Here is a 15,491-nt window from a genome sequence, read left to right as displayed (position 1 = left end):
CGCCCAAAAGTTTGCTGAGAAACGTTAACAGAACGACCGCGCCAACTTCGGGTATCTCGAATGCAATTTATCGCCAACACCGCTAAAACCGGGATCCGCCACGCGCTGCGCCGCGCTCAAGCCAAGGTGATCAAGGACAAAATCATACCCATGGCCCAGACCGGGCTGCGTCGCCCGGCCGCGGATGCAAGCCTGAATGACGGTGCAGGGACACCGGGGCTCTTGGACCAACTTTTGGCGGGTAAAGCCAGCACCGCCATGCGCAAGGCGCTCGGCGGCGCCCAGACTGCGCCTACAGAAGATCCCACAGCAGATCTGGCCGCGCCTACCACAGACAGCAAAGTGTCCCCTGCTCGGGCCTCCCTGCTAAAAATGGGGCGTCCACAAACGTCCGCAGCGCCGGACAGAACAGACCCTGCGCAGCGCCCCTCTGCAGACACATGGCTGACCCTGCCGGAGGCGCGCGCCGAAGGCACTGGCGAGACACAAGCCGCCATTGATCGCGGCCAGTTTCTGGCCCGTCAGGACCGTTGGGAGGAGCTGCTGACCGCGCTCATAGAGGCCGACACAGCCCGCACCCATCTGCCCAATGGCAGCGCCCTGGCCGAACTTTTGGCCTTTGGGGCCCGCTGCGATGTGGTCAATGGGCTGGAACACGCCCTCCGCGAAGGCTGCACTGCCGATGATCCGATCACGCTGAATGGGGTCATGGCGCTCGAACGGGTGCGGCTGGAACTGGCCCGCGCACCGCTGATGACCGCCGTTGTGGCACAGACCCATATTGATTTCGGCTGGGCCTTTCAGACCGCCGCCCGCGCCAGCAGCACGCCCGAGGCCTTTGACACTCGCGCGCAGGCCCATTTTGATCGCGCTGCGGCGCTGTTGGGGGAATTGGACGCAACCGCCAATACCAGCCCATTGGTACTATCCGCGCGCTGCGCGCTGTTTTCGGGGCAGCCCGCAACGGCCGATCAGGTGGCCGACACGTATGGGGCATTGATTGCCCTCGCGCCACAGAACGCGCGACACATGCGCGCCTTTGGCAACCACCTGCTGCCGCGCTGGCACGGATCCTATGACCGGCTCGAAACCGAGGCCCGCCGCATTGCCAATCGCACAGCCGAGCACTGGGGCGCCGCTGGATATGCTTGGGTCTATTTCGACGCGCTGGCGCTGGACCCGGAAGCCTGCGCGGACATGGATCTGCAACTGTTCCTGGATGGGATCGCAGATATTGTCGAGCGCGGTGCAGAAGCAGACGTGGATCAGGAAACGGTCAACCTGCTGGCGGCCTACTGCTTGGTGACGCTCAGAACCCGCTCGGCGTCCGAAATGGCCGCGGCAACCTATGACGAGATCGCCGAATCCGCGCATTGGCTGGTGCGCAACCATCTTCAGGAGCTGCACCCAATGGTCTGGGCCCACGCCGAACGTGGTTTTGCCAATAATATCGGTGTCAGCTCTCTGCGCCGGTTCACGGATCACGGGCGTCAGACCGCACATGCGGCGCTTGCCACCCTGTTCGCCGCAGAAATCGACGCCGGTCAGCGCGTTGTGTTTTCGCCCGAGGGCCTACAGTTGGCGCCCTTCACGTAAACGCGCCGCGCCATATGCAAACCGCAGAAGGGGGCCGTTGGCCCCCTTTGTCATTTCTTCTTGAACGCATCCATCAAGGCCGCCCCCAGCGCGCCGGGGCTGTCTTGCTTCAGGGTGGTCTGGCCGCCCTTGCGCGGTGGCTGCCCCCCCTGACCGCGTGACGGTTGGTTGCGCCCAGCGCCTTTGGGACCGCCACGTGGGGTGTCGCGGCCTTGTTCGCGCCGCTGATCTTTGGCAGAGCCCCCCCCATCTTTCCTCATTGTCAGACCAATGCGTTTGCGCGGCACGTCCACTTCGGTCACGGTGACTTTGACCACCTGACCGGTTTTCACCACCTCATGAGGATCTTTGACAAAACGGTCGGCCAATTGGCTGACATGCACCAGCCCGTCCTGGTGGACGCCAACGTCCACAAAGGCGCCAAAGGCTGCAACATTCGTGACCGTGCCTTCCAAGACCATGCCGGGCTTCAAATCCGTGATCTCTTCCACGCCATCCGTGAAACTTGCCGTCTGGAAACTGGGACGCGGGTCGCGGCCGGGTTTTTCCAGTTCCTCAAAAATATCGCGTACCGTGGGCAGGCCGACCTCGGCGCTGACAAAATCCTGCGCGCGCAGAGTGTTCAGCGCGCCCTCTGCCCCCATGATCTGGCGAATGTCCCGCCCGCAGGCCTTCACCACCTGCCGCGCGACGGCATAAGATTCCGGGTGTACAGCCGAGGCATCCAGCGGTTCCTTACCATCGCGGATCCGCAGAAATCCCGCGCATTGCTCAAACGCCTTGGGGCCAAGGCGCGCGACCTTCAGAAGCTCGCGACGCGATGCGAACGCGCCATTGCTGTCACGATGCGCGACAATGGCTTCGGCCAGACCCGGCCCAAGCCCCGAAACATGCGCCAACAAAGGGGCCGAGGCCATATTGAGGTCCACCCCAACCGCGTTCACCACGTCTTCGATCACGGCTTCCAGCGATTTGGTCAGCTTGTGCTGGTCGACATCATGCTGATACTGGCCGACGCCAATGCTTTTGGGGTCAATTTTGACCAGCTCCGCCAGCGGGTCCTGTAGACGGCGGGCGATTGACACGGCGCCGCGCAGGCTGACGTCCAGATCGGGGAATTCGCGCGCGGCAAGTTCGGAGGCGGAATAGACCGACGCGCCCGCCTCTGAGACCACCACTTTGGTTGGGGCTTTGATCCCCGCAGGCAGCGCGCCCAGCACCTCGCCCACCATCCGTTCGGTTTCGCGGCTGGCAGTGCCATTGCCGATGGCCACCAGTTCGATCCCATGCGCCTTGATCAACCGCGCAATAGAGGTCTGAGCGCCGCGCAGGTCGTTCTTGGGCTGGAAAGGATAGAGTGTTTCTGTGGCCAGAACCTTGCCCGTTGCATCGACGACAGCCGCTTTGACGCCGGTGCGAATGCCCGGATCCAACCCAAGCGTCGGACGCGCCCCTGCAGGCGCGGCAAACAAGAGGTCCTTGAGGTTACGGGCAAAGACCTGAATGGCCTCTTCCTGTGCGCGCAGCCGCAGGTCGCTCATCAGTTCTACCATCATCGACATCGACAGTTTCACCCGCCAGGTCCAACCAGCCACCTTGCGCAACCATTGGTCTGCCGCCCCCTGCCCGCGCAGGGACAGTTCGGCGGCGACCATTGTTTCGGCGCGCTCCGCGCCTTCTTCGCCCGGCGGGGCAATATCAAGGGCCAATATACCTTCGTTTGCCCCTCGCAGCATGGCCAGGGCCCGGTGCGAGGGCATGTCTTTCCAAGTCTCAGAATGGGCAAAGTAGTCGGCGAATTTCGCGCCGTCCTGTTCCTTGCCCTCGATCACCCGCGCGGTGAACTGTGCCTCGGACTTCATGTAACTGCGCAACCGCCCCAGAAGGGGCGCGCTTTCACACAGCCGTTCGGTCAGAATATCACGCGCGCCATTCAGCGCGTCTTTGGGGGTCTCAACCGCATTTGTCAGGAAGCTACCCGCCAGCACCTCAGGGATTACCGACCGGTCAGATAGGATTTGGTCGAGCAGCGGCTCCAGCCCGTTTTCGCGGGCAATCATCGCCTTGGTCCGGCGTTTCTTTTTGTAAGGCAGATAGATGTCTTCCAGCTGCGCCTTGGTCTCTGCGCCCGCAATTGCCTTGGCCAGCGCATCGGTCAGCTTGTCCTGGGATTTAATACTGTCGAGGATCGTGGCCCGGCGGGCCTCCAGTTCGCGCAAATAGGCCAGCCGTTCCGACAGCACCCGCAGCTGTGTGTCATCCAGACCGCCGGTGGCCTCTTTCCGATACCGTGCCACAAAGGGAACCGTTGCGCCGCCATCCAAAAGATCAACCGCGGCGGCGACCTGCTTGGCCTCGGCGCTGATGTCCTGCGCAATGGTGCGCAAAATGCGTTGCGGGGTTTGGGCGGTCTGGGCGGTCTGGCTCAATATCTTCTCCTGCAATAGCGCACTCCCGGAAAAACACCGGGGTTCAATGGACATAAACTGACGCCGAGGCTTGGCCAAGAAGAAAGCCACACGCTCCAACCGAGCAGCGTAAAATGGCGCAAAACTATGGAAAGTAGATCGAATGCGCCACAGTTGCCCCTACGTTAACTCAGCGGAAAGTTTGGAAACTTAAGACCAGCAGAAAGGCGCTCTCCAACGCCCTTTTGCTGAAACCCATTTCCGAAGGGACCCCTTCACATGAACCGTCTACTTCTGAGCCTGGCCTTCACGCTGGGTCTGACCACTCCGCAACTGCACGCTGCCACCATCACCGCCTACACCGGCGAACTGCCGCCCTATACCATTGGCGCCGAAGCGCCGAACCCCGGCATCAGCCACGAGCTGTTGACCGAAATGGCAAACCGCGCGGGCGTTGACCTGAAAATCGAATATCTGCCATGGAAACGCGCGCAGATGACCGTGCAGAAAACCCCCAATTCGCTGCTGTTCACAGCCACCCGCACCCAAAAACGCGAACCGCTTTATGGTTGGGTTGTGGAAATGGCAGCACCGAACGAAGTTTTTGTAACTACTTCAGACTCTGTCGACAGTTTTGAGGCGGGCGCAGCACTGGGCCGTGTTGCCGTGATGGGCGGAACCCCGCGCGAGCGTCGACTGGATGAAAACGGCGTCGCCAATGCGCAGCATACCAAAGACACCGCCACCGCCGCCCGTCTGCTGGAACATGACCGAGTGGACGCGTGGTATACGCTGGACCAGCGCGCCGCCTATGTTTTCAAATCCGAAGGCTTCGACCCATCTTCGCTGGTCTTTGGCGCGCCGCAGCGCACCACCAGCAACTGGCTGGCGTCTAACCTCGACTTTGATCCCGAGATTGCTGCCAAACTGGCCGCCGCGCTGGACGAAATGCGCGCCGACGGCACCTATGACGCGGTGCTCGCAAAATACCTGAACTGATGGAATCCTCACATCCAAATGGCGGCCTCCTGTTTGGGGGCCGTTTTTTATGCGAGGCGCTGCCTCGCGCTCCGGAGTATTTGGGCCAAAAGAAGCTGGACGCCCGGGCAAATCAGCCGACCGCACACCCCATGAGGCGGCCCATGGGTCTTTGCCCTCTTGCCCCTGTCCGCCTTGACGCCTAGAACGCAGGGAACAATTGGATCAAAGGATGACGGTGGACCATGCTCGACCTGACATATGAACTCCCCAAGCCCAAGGTGATCTCGGGCGCCAAGCATGACTGGGAACTGGTCATCGGCATGGAGGTCCATGCCCAGGTGAGTTCCAATGCAAAACTGTTTTCGGGGGCCTCGACCAAATTTGGCGCAGAGCCGAATTCAAACGTGGCTTTTGTTGATGCGGCCATGCCCGGCATGCTGCCGGTGATCAATGAGTTCTGCGTGGAGCAGACCGTGCGCACAGGTCTGGGCCTGAAGGCGGATATCAACCTGTGGTCGGCCTTTGACCGCAAGAACTATTTCTACCCGGATCTGCCGCAGGGCTATCAGATTTCGCAGCTCTATCACCCCATCGTGGGCGAAGGCGAAGTGCTGGTGGAACTGGGCGACGGCACCGCGCGCAATGTGCGCGTGGAACGCATCCACATGGAGCAGGACGCGGGCAAATCCATCCACGACATGGATCCCACCATGTCCTTTGTCGATCTGAACCGCACCGGCGTCTGCCTGATGGAGATCGTCTCGCGCCCTGACATTCGTGGGCCTGAGGAAGCGGCGGCTTATATCGCCAAGCTGCGCCAGATCATGCAGTATCTGGGCACTTGCGACGGCAATATGCAAAACGGCAACCTGCGTGCGGACGTCAACGTGTCGATCTGTCTGCCTGGCCAATACGAGAAGTTCCAGGAAACCGGTGACTTCGCGCACCTTGGTACGCGTTGCGAAATCAAGAACATGAACTCCATGCGCTTTATCCAGCAGGCGATTGAGGTCGAGGCCCGCCGCCAGATCCAGATCGTGGAAAGCGGTGGTGAGATCGAACAGGAAACCCGTCTCTACGATCCGGACAAGGGTGAGACGCGGTCGATGCGTTCGAAAGAAGAAGCGCATGACTATCGCTACTTCCCCGATCCCGACCTGCTGCCGCTGGAAATCGAACAAGCATGGGTGGACGATATTGCCTCGAACCTGCCCGAGCTGCCGGACCAGAAGAAAGCCCGTTTCATGGGCGATTTTGGCCTGACCGATTATGATGCTTCGGTTCTGACAGCCGAGGTCGAAGCGGCACAATATTTTGAGGCCGTGGCCGAGGGCCGTTCGGGCAAGCTGGCCGCGAACTGGGTCATCAACGAACTGTTTGGCCGCCTCAAGAAAGACGAAGACAAGGGCATCACCGAAAGCCCCGTGTCCCCTGCGCAGCTGGGGGGAATTATTGACCTGATCGCCTCGGACGCGATTTCCGGCAAAATCGCCAAGGATCTGTTCGAGATCGTCTATACCGAAGGGGGCGACCCGGCCGCAATCGTCGAAGAGCGCGGCATGAAGCAGGTAACCGACACTGGCGCCATCGAGGCCGCACTGGACGAAATCATCGCCGCCAACCCCGCGCAGGTGGAAAAGGCCAAGGTGAACCCCAAGCTCGCGGGCTGGTTTGTCGGTCAGGTGATGAAAGCCACCGGCGGCAAAGCCAACCCCAAAGCGGTGAACGAGCTGATCGCGAAGAAGCTCGCGTAACAGCCGCAACGTCCTCAAAAGATCGCAAAAGGGTGGCCCGCACGGTCACCCTTTTTCCTGTGCCGTGCTGCAATTGTGCGGGTTTGCTTGACGGCGGGGCCCCAATTGCTAAATCATCTCTCTGACCCTGCGAGGAGAACCCCATGCAAGCGTTTGAGTACAAAGTCATTCCCGCCCCCAATAAGGGCAAGAAAGCCAAGGGCGTCAAAACCCCCGAGGACCGCTTTGCCAATGGGGTTGAGGCCATCTTGAACGAAATGGCTGTTGAAGGTTGGGAATTTCAACGCGCTGAAATGTTGCCCAGCGAAGAACGCTCTGGCCTGACCGGATCGAAAACCAATTGGCGTAACCTGCTGGTGTTTCGCCGTGCCCTCCACACTGCAGCCCCCGCAGAGGCCCCTGCCGCCCCCAGCGAAACAGTGCCCTCCGTGGCAGCCGCGGCCAGTGCAACCGCGACAGCACGCGCAGCAGCAGAGGCCGCGCCCCCCGTCGCGGCGGCGCCTGCGACGCCATCACCCGCGCCTGAACCGCCGCTCACCGCCATTGCCGGCGACCCTGAGGCACCACCAGAAGCTGTGGCCATCCCCGGTGCAGGCGCGCGTAAAATGATCTCGGACGATGGTGTGGAAGAACTGAGTCCTGTCTCTGGCCTCACGGCCGCGCTGAAACAGCGGGCGGGCCTCAAGAACCCGCTCAAAGAACCAGAGGACGGCTAAACGCCCTCTGGTTCTCTCTGGTCGCGTGCGACTCAGGCGTCAATATCGAGCGCCAGCGCATGGATGCGGGCAACAATATCGCCGAGCGCTTTGTGCACAGCACGATGCCGTGCCACGCGGTTCATTGGTCCGAAGGCCTCGGCCCGGATCAGAACGTTAAAATGGCTTTCACCATGACCGTCGTGACCAGCATGCCCGCGGTGGCTGTCACTGTCATCGACAACCTCTAACCGGCTGGGGTTAAACGCGTCTTTCAGCGCTGCTTCGATCTCTGCTTTGACGCTCATCCTGCAATTCTCCGCTTGTTGTTCATAATTCTTTTCCCGCCCCCCTTTTATCTCTGGAGTGTTAGATTAAACTGCTGCATCCGAGTCGAACAGTGCGTCTAGAAGGTGCCCCCGCATGACCAAATCCGATCCCTTTGGCTTCGATATGTCGATCAAGTCCGCGAAGAAGAAAAATCCGCGCGGACGCCGCAGCACCACAGGTGCGTCTTCCACGTCGACACGCAAATGCGAACATCCCGGCTGTGACAAGCCCGGAACTTTCCGCGCGCCCAAGGCGCCCGACGTGTTGGACGAATTCTACTGGTTCTGTCAGGATCACATTCGCGAGTACAACCAGAAATGGAACTTCTTCGAAGGCACCACCGAGGCCGAGATGAACGCCCAACAGTCAAAGGACAAGGTCTGGGAACGCGAAACCAAACCCATGGGGGATCCCGAGGCCCGCGCCTGGGCGCGCCTGGGCATTGAGGATCCGCATCAGGTTCTGGGTCAGAATGCGACCAAGAACCCCGGCAAGAACGGCCAGGCTTCGACCCGCCGATTGCCGCCGCCGGAACGTCGCGCACTGGAAATCCTCGAGGCCAAGGACGACTGGACCAAGGCCGAGATCCGCAAAGCCTATAAGAAACTGATCAAAGTCCTGCACCCGGATATGAACGGCGGCGACCGCAGCCAGGAAGAACAGCTGCAAGAGGTGGTCTGGGCCTGGGATCAGATCAAGGACAGCCGCAGCTTCAAATAAGCGCTGCTCGCACAAAACCGCAAAGGGTCCCAATGGGGCCCTTTTTCTTTGCCTCTCTTGCCTATTTGCACGCCCCACGCCCAAGCCTCGCCAAAGCGTGACCCGGAGTGAACCCACCCTATCTTTGCGCGCTCCGCTTTCCTGTTACATTGCTAATGTAGGTGGAACCAAAGAGCCGCGTCCTTGAGGGAGGGTATTGGCATGATGGCGTCTTTCGAACTTCTCCACGATCTGAGCCTTGCGCTTGCGATTTTATCGGCCGTCGCGCTGGCCGCGCATCTGGGGCTGAGCCTCAAGCGCCCGGAACTGGGTCTTTGGCCTGCGTCCACCGGCTGGCGTCACCATCTAGCGTTTGGTCTGTTCCGGCTGTTCTGTGGGGCCACGGTCGCCTTTGCCCTGACAGAGATTGCCGTGTTGGGCTGGGGCCACCCACTCCGCTATGTGATCGGGGTGCCGATCATGGTCATGGCCTTTGGCATTACGCTGTGGGGGTACCGGTTTCTTGGCCTCGACAACACCTATTGCGACTCGGGCGGTCTGGTCACAGGCGGCATGTACGCCTATTCCCGCAACCCGCAGTATGTGACCTCGGTGCTGGCGACTGTGGGTCTGGGCATCGCGGCGGGGTCGTGGATCACAATCGGTCTGGCGGGTGTCCTCTTCACGCTTTATTTCCTGTTCGTCCTGAACGAGGAACGCTGGCTCCTGAAGGGATACGGAGCGGCCTTTGCCGACTACATGAAGTCCACCCCGCGATTTGTCGACGAACGCAGCCTAGAACGCCTCCGCGCGGGGCTGTGAGGCGACATTGGTATTCAAAATTGAATGACAGGTCGCGGACAAACCGCTCTTTCGCTGCGGCTGCGCCAATGGCGGCTTTTGAAATTTAGGGCAAAGACAGCCGATACTTTCGTTGAAAGATGATGATTTTCATCGTTGCGAAACTTGGCTTATGTTAACCGCCAAAAGGTCGACACGAAGAGACTCATGATATTTGTGCTTGCACTTGGTCCTATGCTTTGGGTCGCTCTGGCGATTTGGTGTCTTGTGCGTCAGGCAACAGCCCAGAAACTAAGCACTAGACTTTTCGCGGCAATGCTTATTGTCCAAATGATCGTCATTGCGTTGCCGTTCGGAATCCACATTTGGTCCGTGGATGCAGCCGGTCTATCAGACTTCGCTGTTTGTCCGATTGGCCAAGAGTATTGCGATGAGTTCTACCAACTAGAGCGCTTACGGGATCGAATGTTCTTTCATTTAGAAGCGGCAATTTGGGTCGGAGTCATAGTTTGGATTTTGACTACGCTTCGAAAAGCAGGCGCTCGCGCAAAGCGCAGCGTCAGCCACTGAAGGCACAAAGATGACTTTTCGCTGCAAATGCGGCGGCTTCAGTATCCTGAGCCGTCAGCGAAGTGCTTTTCGCGCCATCGACAAGTCACACTTCATTTTGCTTTCTTTGTTGGCTTTGGCTTGCCTCCAACAACAGATCGCAGGCCACCCTCAAACGGCAAGCCCCTCAATCTCCGCTGCCTGCGTCTCGGCCAACTCAGCCACCAGCGGGTCGTTCGGGGTTCGCTGCGCTTCGATCCGCAGGGCGGTGATCGCCATTTGGTAGCGTTTGGCCAGCACCTCGGCGTCGGCATCCGCCGCCAATTGCCCCTGCGCTTGGGCGGCGCGGAACAGGTCGGCAAAGGCGTTGCGCGTGTGGTCGTATTGCGCCCGCGCGGCGGCGCCAATCGGCCCATCGGCCAGCGGTAGATCCAACAGGGTTTTCACCACCATACAGGCCCGCAAAACGCCCTTTTCATCCGCCTTCACCTGGCTGCGCATGAAATTGGCCAGCGTCTTGAGCGGTGTGTCAGAGACTTCGGCCACGGCGCCGAGACGCTGTTCAAAACTCTCGCCATAATAAGCCAGCGCCTCGAGATAGAGGCCCTCTTTGCTTTTGAACGCGGCATAGATGCTGCCCGGTTTCATCTGCAGCGCCGCCTCCAGATCCTTGAGCGAGGTCGCATGATAGCCCTTCTCCCAGAACAAGGTCATGGCAGCATCAATCGCGGTCTGGCGGTCATAGGGTTGGGCACGGCTCATACCTTCTATTTACGGCAGCAAACCGCCGCTGTCTTCCCCCTGCCCGTCAATCCGCCGCTTCACATTTGAGTGATCGCTCAAATTATCCCATTGAGTGATCGCTCAAACTATCTAAGTTCCCTGTCAGCCGGAGCACACCGCCCGGCGCTTAACCCCGGAGATTCCGATATGTCTGACTTCCCGTTCCACACCGCTGAAACCGCCCCAGAAGCCTCCAAACCGCTGATCGAACGCTCCATCGCCACCTTTGGCCGCCTGCCCGGTCTGCATTCGGTTATGGCGGAAAGCCCGGAACTGCTGGAAACCTACCAGACGGCCCACGCGCTGTTTCAGAAGACCTCGTTCAATGCAGAAGAGCTGACCGTGGTGTGGCAGACCATCAATGTGGAAAACGAATGCCACTACTGTGTGCCCGCCCACACCGGCATTGCGCATATGATGAAGGTGGATCCGGCGATCATCGACGCGCTGCGTGATGAGACCCCGCTGGCGGATCCGAAACTGGAAGCGCTGCGCAGCTTCACCCTGAGCGTGGTGCGCGACCGTGGCTTCCTGAGCGACGCCACCGTGTCGGCCTTCCTTGAGGCAGGCTACACCCGCAAAAACATGCTCGAGGTGGTGCTGGGCTATTCTCAGAAAATCATGTCGAATTACGTCAACCACATGGCCCAGACCCCGGTTGACGAACCGTTCCAGAAATTCGCCTGGACCCGGTCAAAATAACTCCTATTTCCCACTCACGGAAACAGCGCCGCTCCTGGCAATCGGGGCGGCGCACTTGTTTTGGCCGGGTTTGGGACAGGTTTGGCGCGCTTTGGCCCGGTTTGGCCCGGTTTGGTATGATCAAGACCACAGCGCTGGACTGAGACGCTCCGTCTTTCCTGTGTCATAACAATACGCAGCCCTTGCCCTTGGGCGCGGAATGGGGCACCAATCCTGCGAATTGTGCGTCCGACGCGACCACACCGCAAAGTTTTGATAAGGACAGATGGAATGACCGACGGCCTCCTCGACATGAACGCGAAACCGACCGAGACCATTTCGGTACGCGAGGTCTTTGGGATCGACAGCGATATGACTGTGAAGGGCTTTGCAGAAGGCTCTGACCGCGTGCCCGCGCTGGACCCCACCTATAAGTTCGACCGTGACACCACGCTGGCGATCCTCGCCGGTTTCTCGCACAACCGTCGTGTGATGATCCAAGGCTATCACGGCACAGGTAAATCCACCCATATCGAACAGGTCGCAGCCCGTCTGAACTGGCCCTCTGTGCGTGTGAACCTCGACAGCCACATCTCTCGGATCGACCTAATCGGTAAGGATGCGATCAAGCTGCGCGACGGCAAGCAGGTCACAGAATTCCACGAAGGCATCCTGCCCTGGGCGCTGCGCAACCCGGTCGCGATTGTATTCGACGAATATGACGCGGGCCGCGCGGACGTGATGTTTGTGATCCAGCGCGTGTTGGAACATGACGGCAAGCTGACCCTGCTCGATCAGAACGAGATCATCACCCCCAACCCGAACTTCCGCCTGTTTGCCACCGCAAACACCGTCGGTCTGGGCGATACCACCGGCCTGTATCACGGCACCCAGCAGATCAACCAGGCCCAGATGGACCGCTGGTCGCTGGTGTCGACGCTGAACTACCTCAGCCACGATGCCGAGGCGGCGATCATTCTGTCCAAAGCGCCGCATTACAACACCGCCGAAGGCCGCAAGACCATCAGCCAGATGGTCACCGTCGCAGACCTGACCCGGACCGCGTTTATGAACGGCGATTTGTCCACCGTGATGTCGCCCCGGACCGTAATCAACTGGTCGCAGAACGCCGAGATTTTCCGCGATGTGGGCTATGCCTTCCGCCTGTCGTTCCTCAACAAATGTGACGAGCTGGAGCGCCAGACCGTGGCGGAGTTCTACCAGCGTTGCTTTGATGAAGAACTGCCGGAAAGCGCAGCAAACGTGAGCCTTGGCTAAGAACGGGACCTGACAATGCACATTGGCCTGATCGGGGGGATCGGCGTTGCCGCCACTATCGTCTACTACCAGCGGCTGACTGCCGCGGTGGCAGAGCGCGGCACGACGCTTGATCTCACCATCAGCCATGGCGACATTCAGACCCTGATCCAAAACAACCTCGCTGATGCGCGCCAGCCGCAGGCCGAACGGTTCGCAGTCCAGATCGACCGGCTGAAAGCCGCCGGATGTGACTGCGTCGCACTGACCTCGCTTGGGGCGCATTTTTGCGTGAATGAAATGGCCACTCTGTCTGCTCTGCCCGTCGTTTCGGGCGTCGCACCTTTGGACGGCTACTTTGCGCGCGAAGGGATCAAACGGATCGGGCTTCTGGGCACCCGCGGGGTGATGGCCAGCCGCCTTTATGGTCAGCTGGCACAGACCGAAGCCGTGGCCGTGGACAGCGAGATTGACCATATTGGTCAGGCCTATCTGGACATGGCGGTTGCCGGACACTGTACCCCGTCGCAGCGCGAAGTGTTTGTGGCGGCCGGCCGCCAAATGGTCGAAGACCAAGGCGCGGACGCCATTGTGCTTGCAGGGACCGACCTGAACCTGGCCTTTGACGGGCTGGATCCGGGCTATAAAGTAATAGATGCGTTGGACGTGCATGTGTCGGTTCTGGCCGACCTCGCCTGCGACCGGCTGAGCCTTGATGAAGTGGCTATAAAGACATGAGCAAACCGAACGACAACCCGGCAGATCCGTTCAAGAAAGCCTTGGCCGAGGCCACCAAGGTCATGGCCAATAATGCCGAACTGTCGGTGAATTACACGGTCGACCCCTCGGGCATGACCGGCGATGCCATGCGCCTGCCGCAGGTCTCGCGTCGGATGACCCGTGAAGAGGTGCTGATGGCGCGCGGCACAGCCGATGCGCTGGCGATGCGCCAGCGGTTCCATGACGACGCGACCCACGCGCGCTATGTCCCCAATGGGGATATGGCCCGCGAACTATACGAGGCGATGGAACACGCCCGCTGCGAAGCCATGGGCGCACGCGTCATGCCGGGCACGGCGTCGAACATCGATGTGAAAATTCAGCACGAAGCCCTGCGCCGTGGATATGATCAGGTCAAAACCGCCTCAGAGGCCCCCCTGCCCGTCGCGGCAGGTTATCTGATCCGCCATCTGGCCACCGGCCGCCCCCTGCCCGAAGCCGCAGACAATGTCATGAACCTGTGGCGCGGGTTCATTGAAAATCAGGCGGGAGATACGCTTGAGGATCTGGACGGGATGCTGTCCGATCAGGCGGCTTTTGCCAAATTTGCCCGCAAGGTGATTTCGGACCTCGGCTATGGCGACCAGCTGGGCGATGATCCGGACGAGCTGGAAGACGAGCAGGATGAAACGGCCGAGGAAACCTCGGAAGAAGAAGAACAGCCGGAAAGCTCTGGGCAGGACGACAGCGACGAAGACGACGTTGAAGCCAACCCGGAACAGGCACAGGAACAGCAGCAGGACCAGTCGCAGGCGCAGGTCTCCTCGGATGAGATGGCCGAAGATGAGCTGTCCGACGAGATGGAGATGCCCGATGGCGAAGCCCCGCTCGAACCGCCGGCACCGCCCCCGGTTTCCGAGGCTGACCCGGACTATAAGGTGTTTGACGACAGCAATGACGAAGAGGTCAAAGCTGAAGATCTGGCAGAACCACAAGAGCTGGAGCGTCTGCGCGCCTATCTGGACCAGCAGCTGGAGCCGCTGAAAGGCGCTGTGTCCCGTTTGGCCAACAAGCTGCAGCGTCGCCTGCAGGCCCAGCAGAACAGATCGTGGGAGTTTGACCTCGAAGAGGGCATTTTGGACGCAGGCCGTCTGGCCCGTGTGGTGGCAAACCCCACCACGCCACTGTCGTTCAAGATCGAAAAAGACACCGAATTCCGCGACACTGTGGTGACGCTGCTCTTGGACAATTCAGGCTCCATGCGCGGACGTCCCATTTCCATCGCCGCCATCTGTGCCGATGTACTGGCCCGCACGCTGGAGCGCTGCAATGTGAAGGTCGAAATCCTCGGCTTTACCACCCGTGCCTGGAAAGGCGGGCTGGCGCGCGAAGAATGGCTCAATCAGGGCCGTCCGCAGCTGCCGGGCCGTCTGAATGACCTGCGCCACATCATCTACAAGGGGGCCGATGCCCCCTGGCGGCGCGTGCGTCCGAATTTGGGCCTGATGATGAAAGAGGGCCTGCTGAAAGAAAACATCGACGGCGAGGCGCTCGAGTGGGCGCATAAGCGGATGTTGTCCCGGCCCGAGGCGCGCAAAATTCTGATGGTGATCTCGGATGGGGCGCCGGTGGATGACTCCACGCTTTCGGTGAACCCGGCGAATTATCTGGAAAAACACCTGCGCGATGTGATCGCCATGGTCGAGAAGCGCAAACAGGTCGAACTGCTTGCGATCGGCATTGGCCATGACGTGACCCGCTACTATGACCGCGCCGTGACCATCACCGATGTCGAGCAGCTGGCGGGCGCGATGACCGAACAGCTCGCGGCGCTCTTTGACAGTGACCCACGTGCACGCGCCCGTGTTATGGGAATGCGCAAGGTCGGCTAATCAGGTCGGCGCATCAGGTCGGCGGGGCCGACCGCCCCTGCGGGGAGCGGGTCCGCTCCCGCGCCTTTTCCGAGCATCGAAGATGCTCGCATAAGCCTTGGGCCACGCGCACCTTCGGTGCGCGGGTCTCATGATCCCGCCGCGTTTTCGTCCATGTTAGCTATTCTGCGAGGCCGCGCCGGGCCGCAGGCGCTGCGCCATGCCCAAGGGTTTGTGCCTGTTCTTTGAACAGGAGCAAACCGACGGGAGCCCCCAGTTACGACGGCTGCACGCTTGCACTGCCATTGGTTGCATGGAACAAAGGCCGCAACCATCTTTAGACCCGCAATTTTTGGGAGAGCCGCC

Annotated in this window: 13 protein-coding genes; 10 read left to right on the top strand and 3 right to left on the bottom strand. The window is 60.3% G+C overall.

The annotated features are described in order from the left end of the window. Positions 1–60: 60 nt before the first annotated feature. Positions 61–1,596 (top strand): hypothetical protein, encoded by a 1,536-nt coding sequence (locus TRM7557_RS14095; RefSeq protein ID WP_058290866.1) that lies wholly within the window; start codon positions 61–63, stop codon positions 1,594–1,596. A gap of 50 nt (positions 1,597–1,646) precedes the next feature. Here TRM7557_RS14095 and TRM7557_RS14090 read toward each other — a convergent pair whose 3' ends face one another. Beyond that, positions 1,647–4,025: a Tex family protein gene (locus TRM7557_RS14090; RefSeq protein WP_058290865.1), complete on the bottom strand. Its 2,379-nt coding sequence runs from the start codon at positions 4,023–4,025 to the stop codon at positions 1,647–1,649. Between the two features lie 258 nt (positions 4,026–4,283). Between TRM7557_RS14090 and TRM7557_RS14085 the strand changes: the two genes are divergently transcribed. The 3 genes from TRM7557_RS14085 to TRM7557_RS14075 all read left to right on the top strand — a co-directional run bounded on the left by TRM7557_RS14085 (position 4,284) and on the right by TRM7557_RS14075 (position 7,455). Then, positions 4,284–5,003 (top strand): substrate-binding periplasmic protein, encoded by a 720-nt coding sequence (locus TRM7557_RS14085; RefSeq protein ID WP_058290864.1) that lies wholly within the window; start codon positions 4,284–4,286, stop codon positions 5,001–5,003. Positions 5,004–5,227: 224 nt separating this feature from the next. Next, a complete protein-coding gene (gatB, locus tag TRM7557_RS14080) occupies positions 5,228–6,739 on the top strand; it encodes an Asp-tRNA(Asn)/Glu-tRNA(Gln) amidotransferase subunit GatB (protein ID WP_058290863.1) in 1,512 nt (503 codons plus the stop codon). A 143-nt stretch (positions 6,740–6,882) separates the two neighbouring features. Further along, a complete protein-coding gene (locus TRM7557_RS14075; RefSeq protein ID WP_058290862.1) occupies positions 6,883–7,455 on the top strand; it encodes a DUF4177 domain-containing protein in 573 nt (190 codons plus the stop codon). Positions 7,456–7,487: 32 nt separating this feature from the next. Here the strand turns inward: TRM7557_RS14075 and TRM7557_RS14070 are convergent, their stop codons facing one another. Beyond that, positions 7,488–7,742 (bottom strand): BolA family protein, encoded by a 255-nt coding sequence (locus TRM7557_RS14070; protein ID WP_058290861.1) that lies wholly within the window; start codon positions 7,740–7,742, stop codon positions 7,488–7,490. Positions 7,743–7,857: 115 nt separating this feature from the next. Here TRM7557_RS14070 and TRM7557_RS14065 point away from each other — a divergent pair, with 115 nt between their 5' ends. Beyond that, positions 7,858–8,484 carry a J domain-containing protein gene (locus TRM7557_RS14065; RefSeq protein ID WP_058290860.1) on the top strand — a complete coding sequence of 209 codons (627 nt, stop codon included), beginning with the start codon at positions 7,858–7,860 and terminating at the stop codon, positions 8,482–8,484. Between the two features lie 201 nt (positions 8,485–8,685). Next, complete coding sequence (locus TRM7557_RS14060) at positions 8,686–9,285, top strand: methyltransferase family protein (protein ID WP_058290859.1); 600 nt, start codon at positions 8,686–8,688, stop codon at positions 9,283–9,285. A gap of 699 nt (positions 9,286–9,984) precedes the next feature. Here TRM7557_RS14060 and TRM7557_RS14050 read toward each other — a convergent pair. Then, positions 9,985–10,575: a TetR/AcrR family transcriptional regulator gene (locus tag TRM7557_RS14050; protein ID WP_058290857.1), complete on the bottom strand. Its 591-nt coding sequence runs from the start codon at positions 10,573–10,575 to the stop codon at positions 9,985–9,987. Positions 10,576–10,743: 168 nt separating this feature from the next. Here TRM7557_RS14050 and TRM7557_RS14045 point away from each other — a divergent pair, with 168 nt between their 5' ends. The 4 genes from TRM7557_RS14045 to cobT all read left to right on the top strand — a co-directional run bounded on the left by TRM7557_RS14045 (position 10,744) and on the right by cobT (position 15,146). After that, positions 10,744–11,298 (top strand): carboxymuconolactone decarboxylase family protein, encoded by a 555-nt coding sequence (locus TRM7557_RS14045; RefSeq protein ID WP_058290856.1) that lies wholly within the window; start codon positions 10,744–10,746, stop codon positions 11,296–11,298. 270 nt (positions 11,299–11,568) lie between these two features. Then, entirely contained in the window at positions 11,569–12,555 is a 987-nt protein-coding gene (cobS, locus tag TRM7557_RS14040; RefSeq protein WP_058290855.1) for a cobaltochelatase subunit CobS, read from the top strand. Between the two features lie 15 nt (positions 12,556–12,570). After that, positions 12,571–13,272 (top strand): aspartate/glutamate racemase family protein, encoded by a 702-nt coding sequence (locus tag TRM7557_RS14035; protein ID WP_058290854.1) that lies wholly within the window; start codon positions 12,571–12,573, stop codon positions 13,270–13,272. Further along, positions 13,269–15,146: a cobaltochelatase subunit CobT gene (gene cobT / locus TRM7557_RS14030; RefSeq protein WP_058290853.1), complete on the top strand. Its 1,878-nt coding sequence runs from the start codon at positions 13,269–13,271 to the stop codon at positions 15,144–15,146. The genes TRM7557_RS14035 and cobT overlap by 4 nt, the downstream gene beginning before the upstream one ends. The last annotated feature ends 345 nt before the right edge of the window (positions 15,147–15,491 follow it).

The sequence above is a fragment of the Tritonibacter multivorans genome (assembly GCF_001458415.1).
GTDB lineage: Bacteria > Pseudomonadota > Alphaproteobacteria > Rhodobacterales > Rhodobacteraceae > Epibacterium > Epibacterium multivorans.
This window is presented reverse-complemented; position numbering and strand designations above follow the sequence as displayed.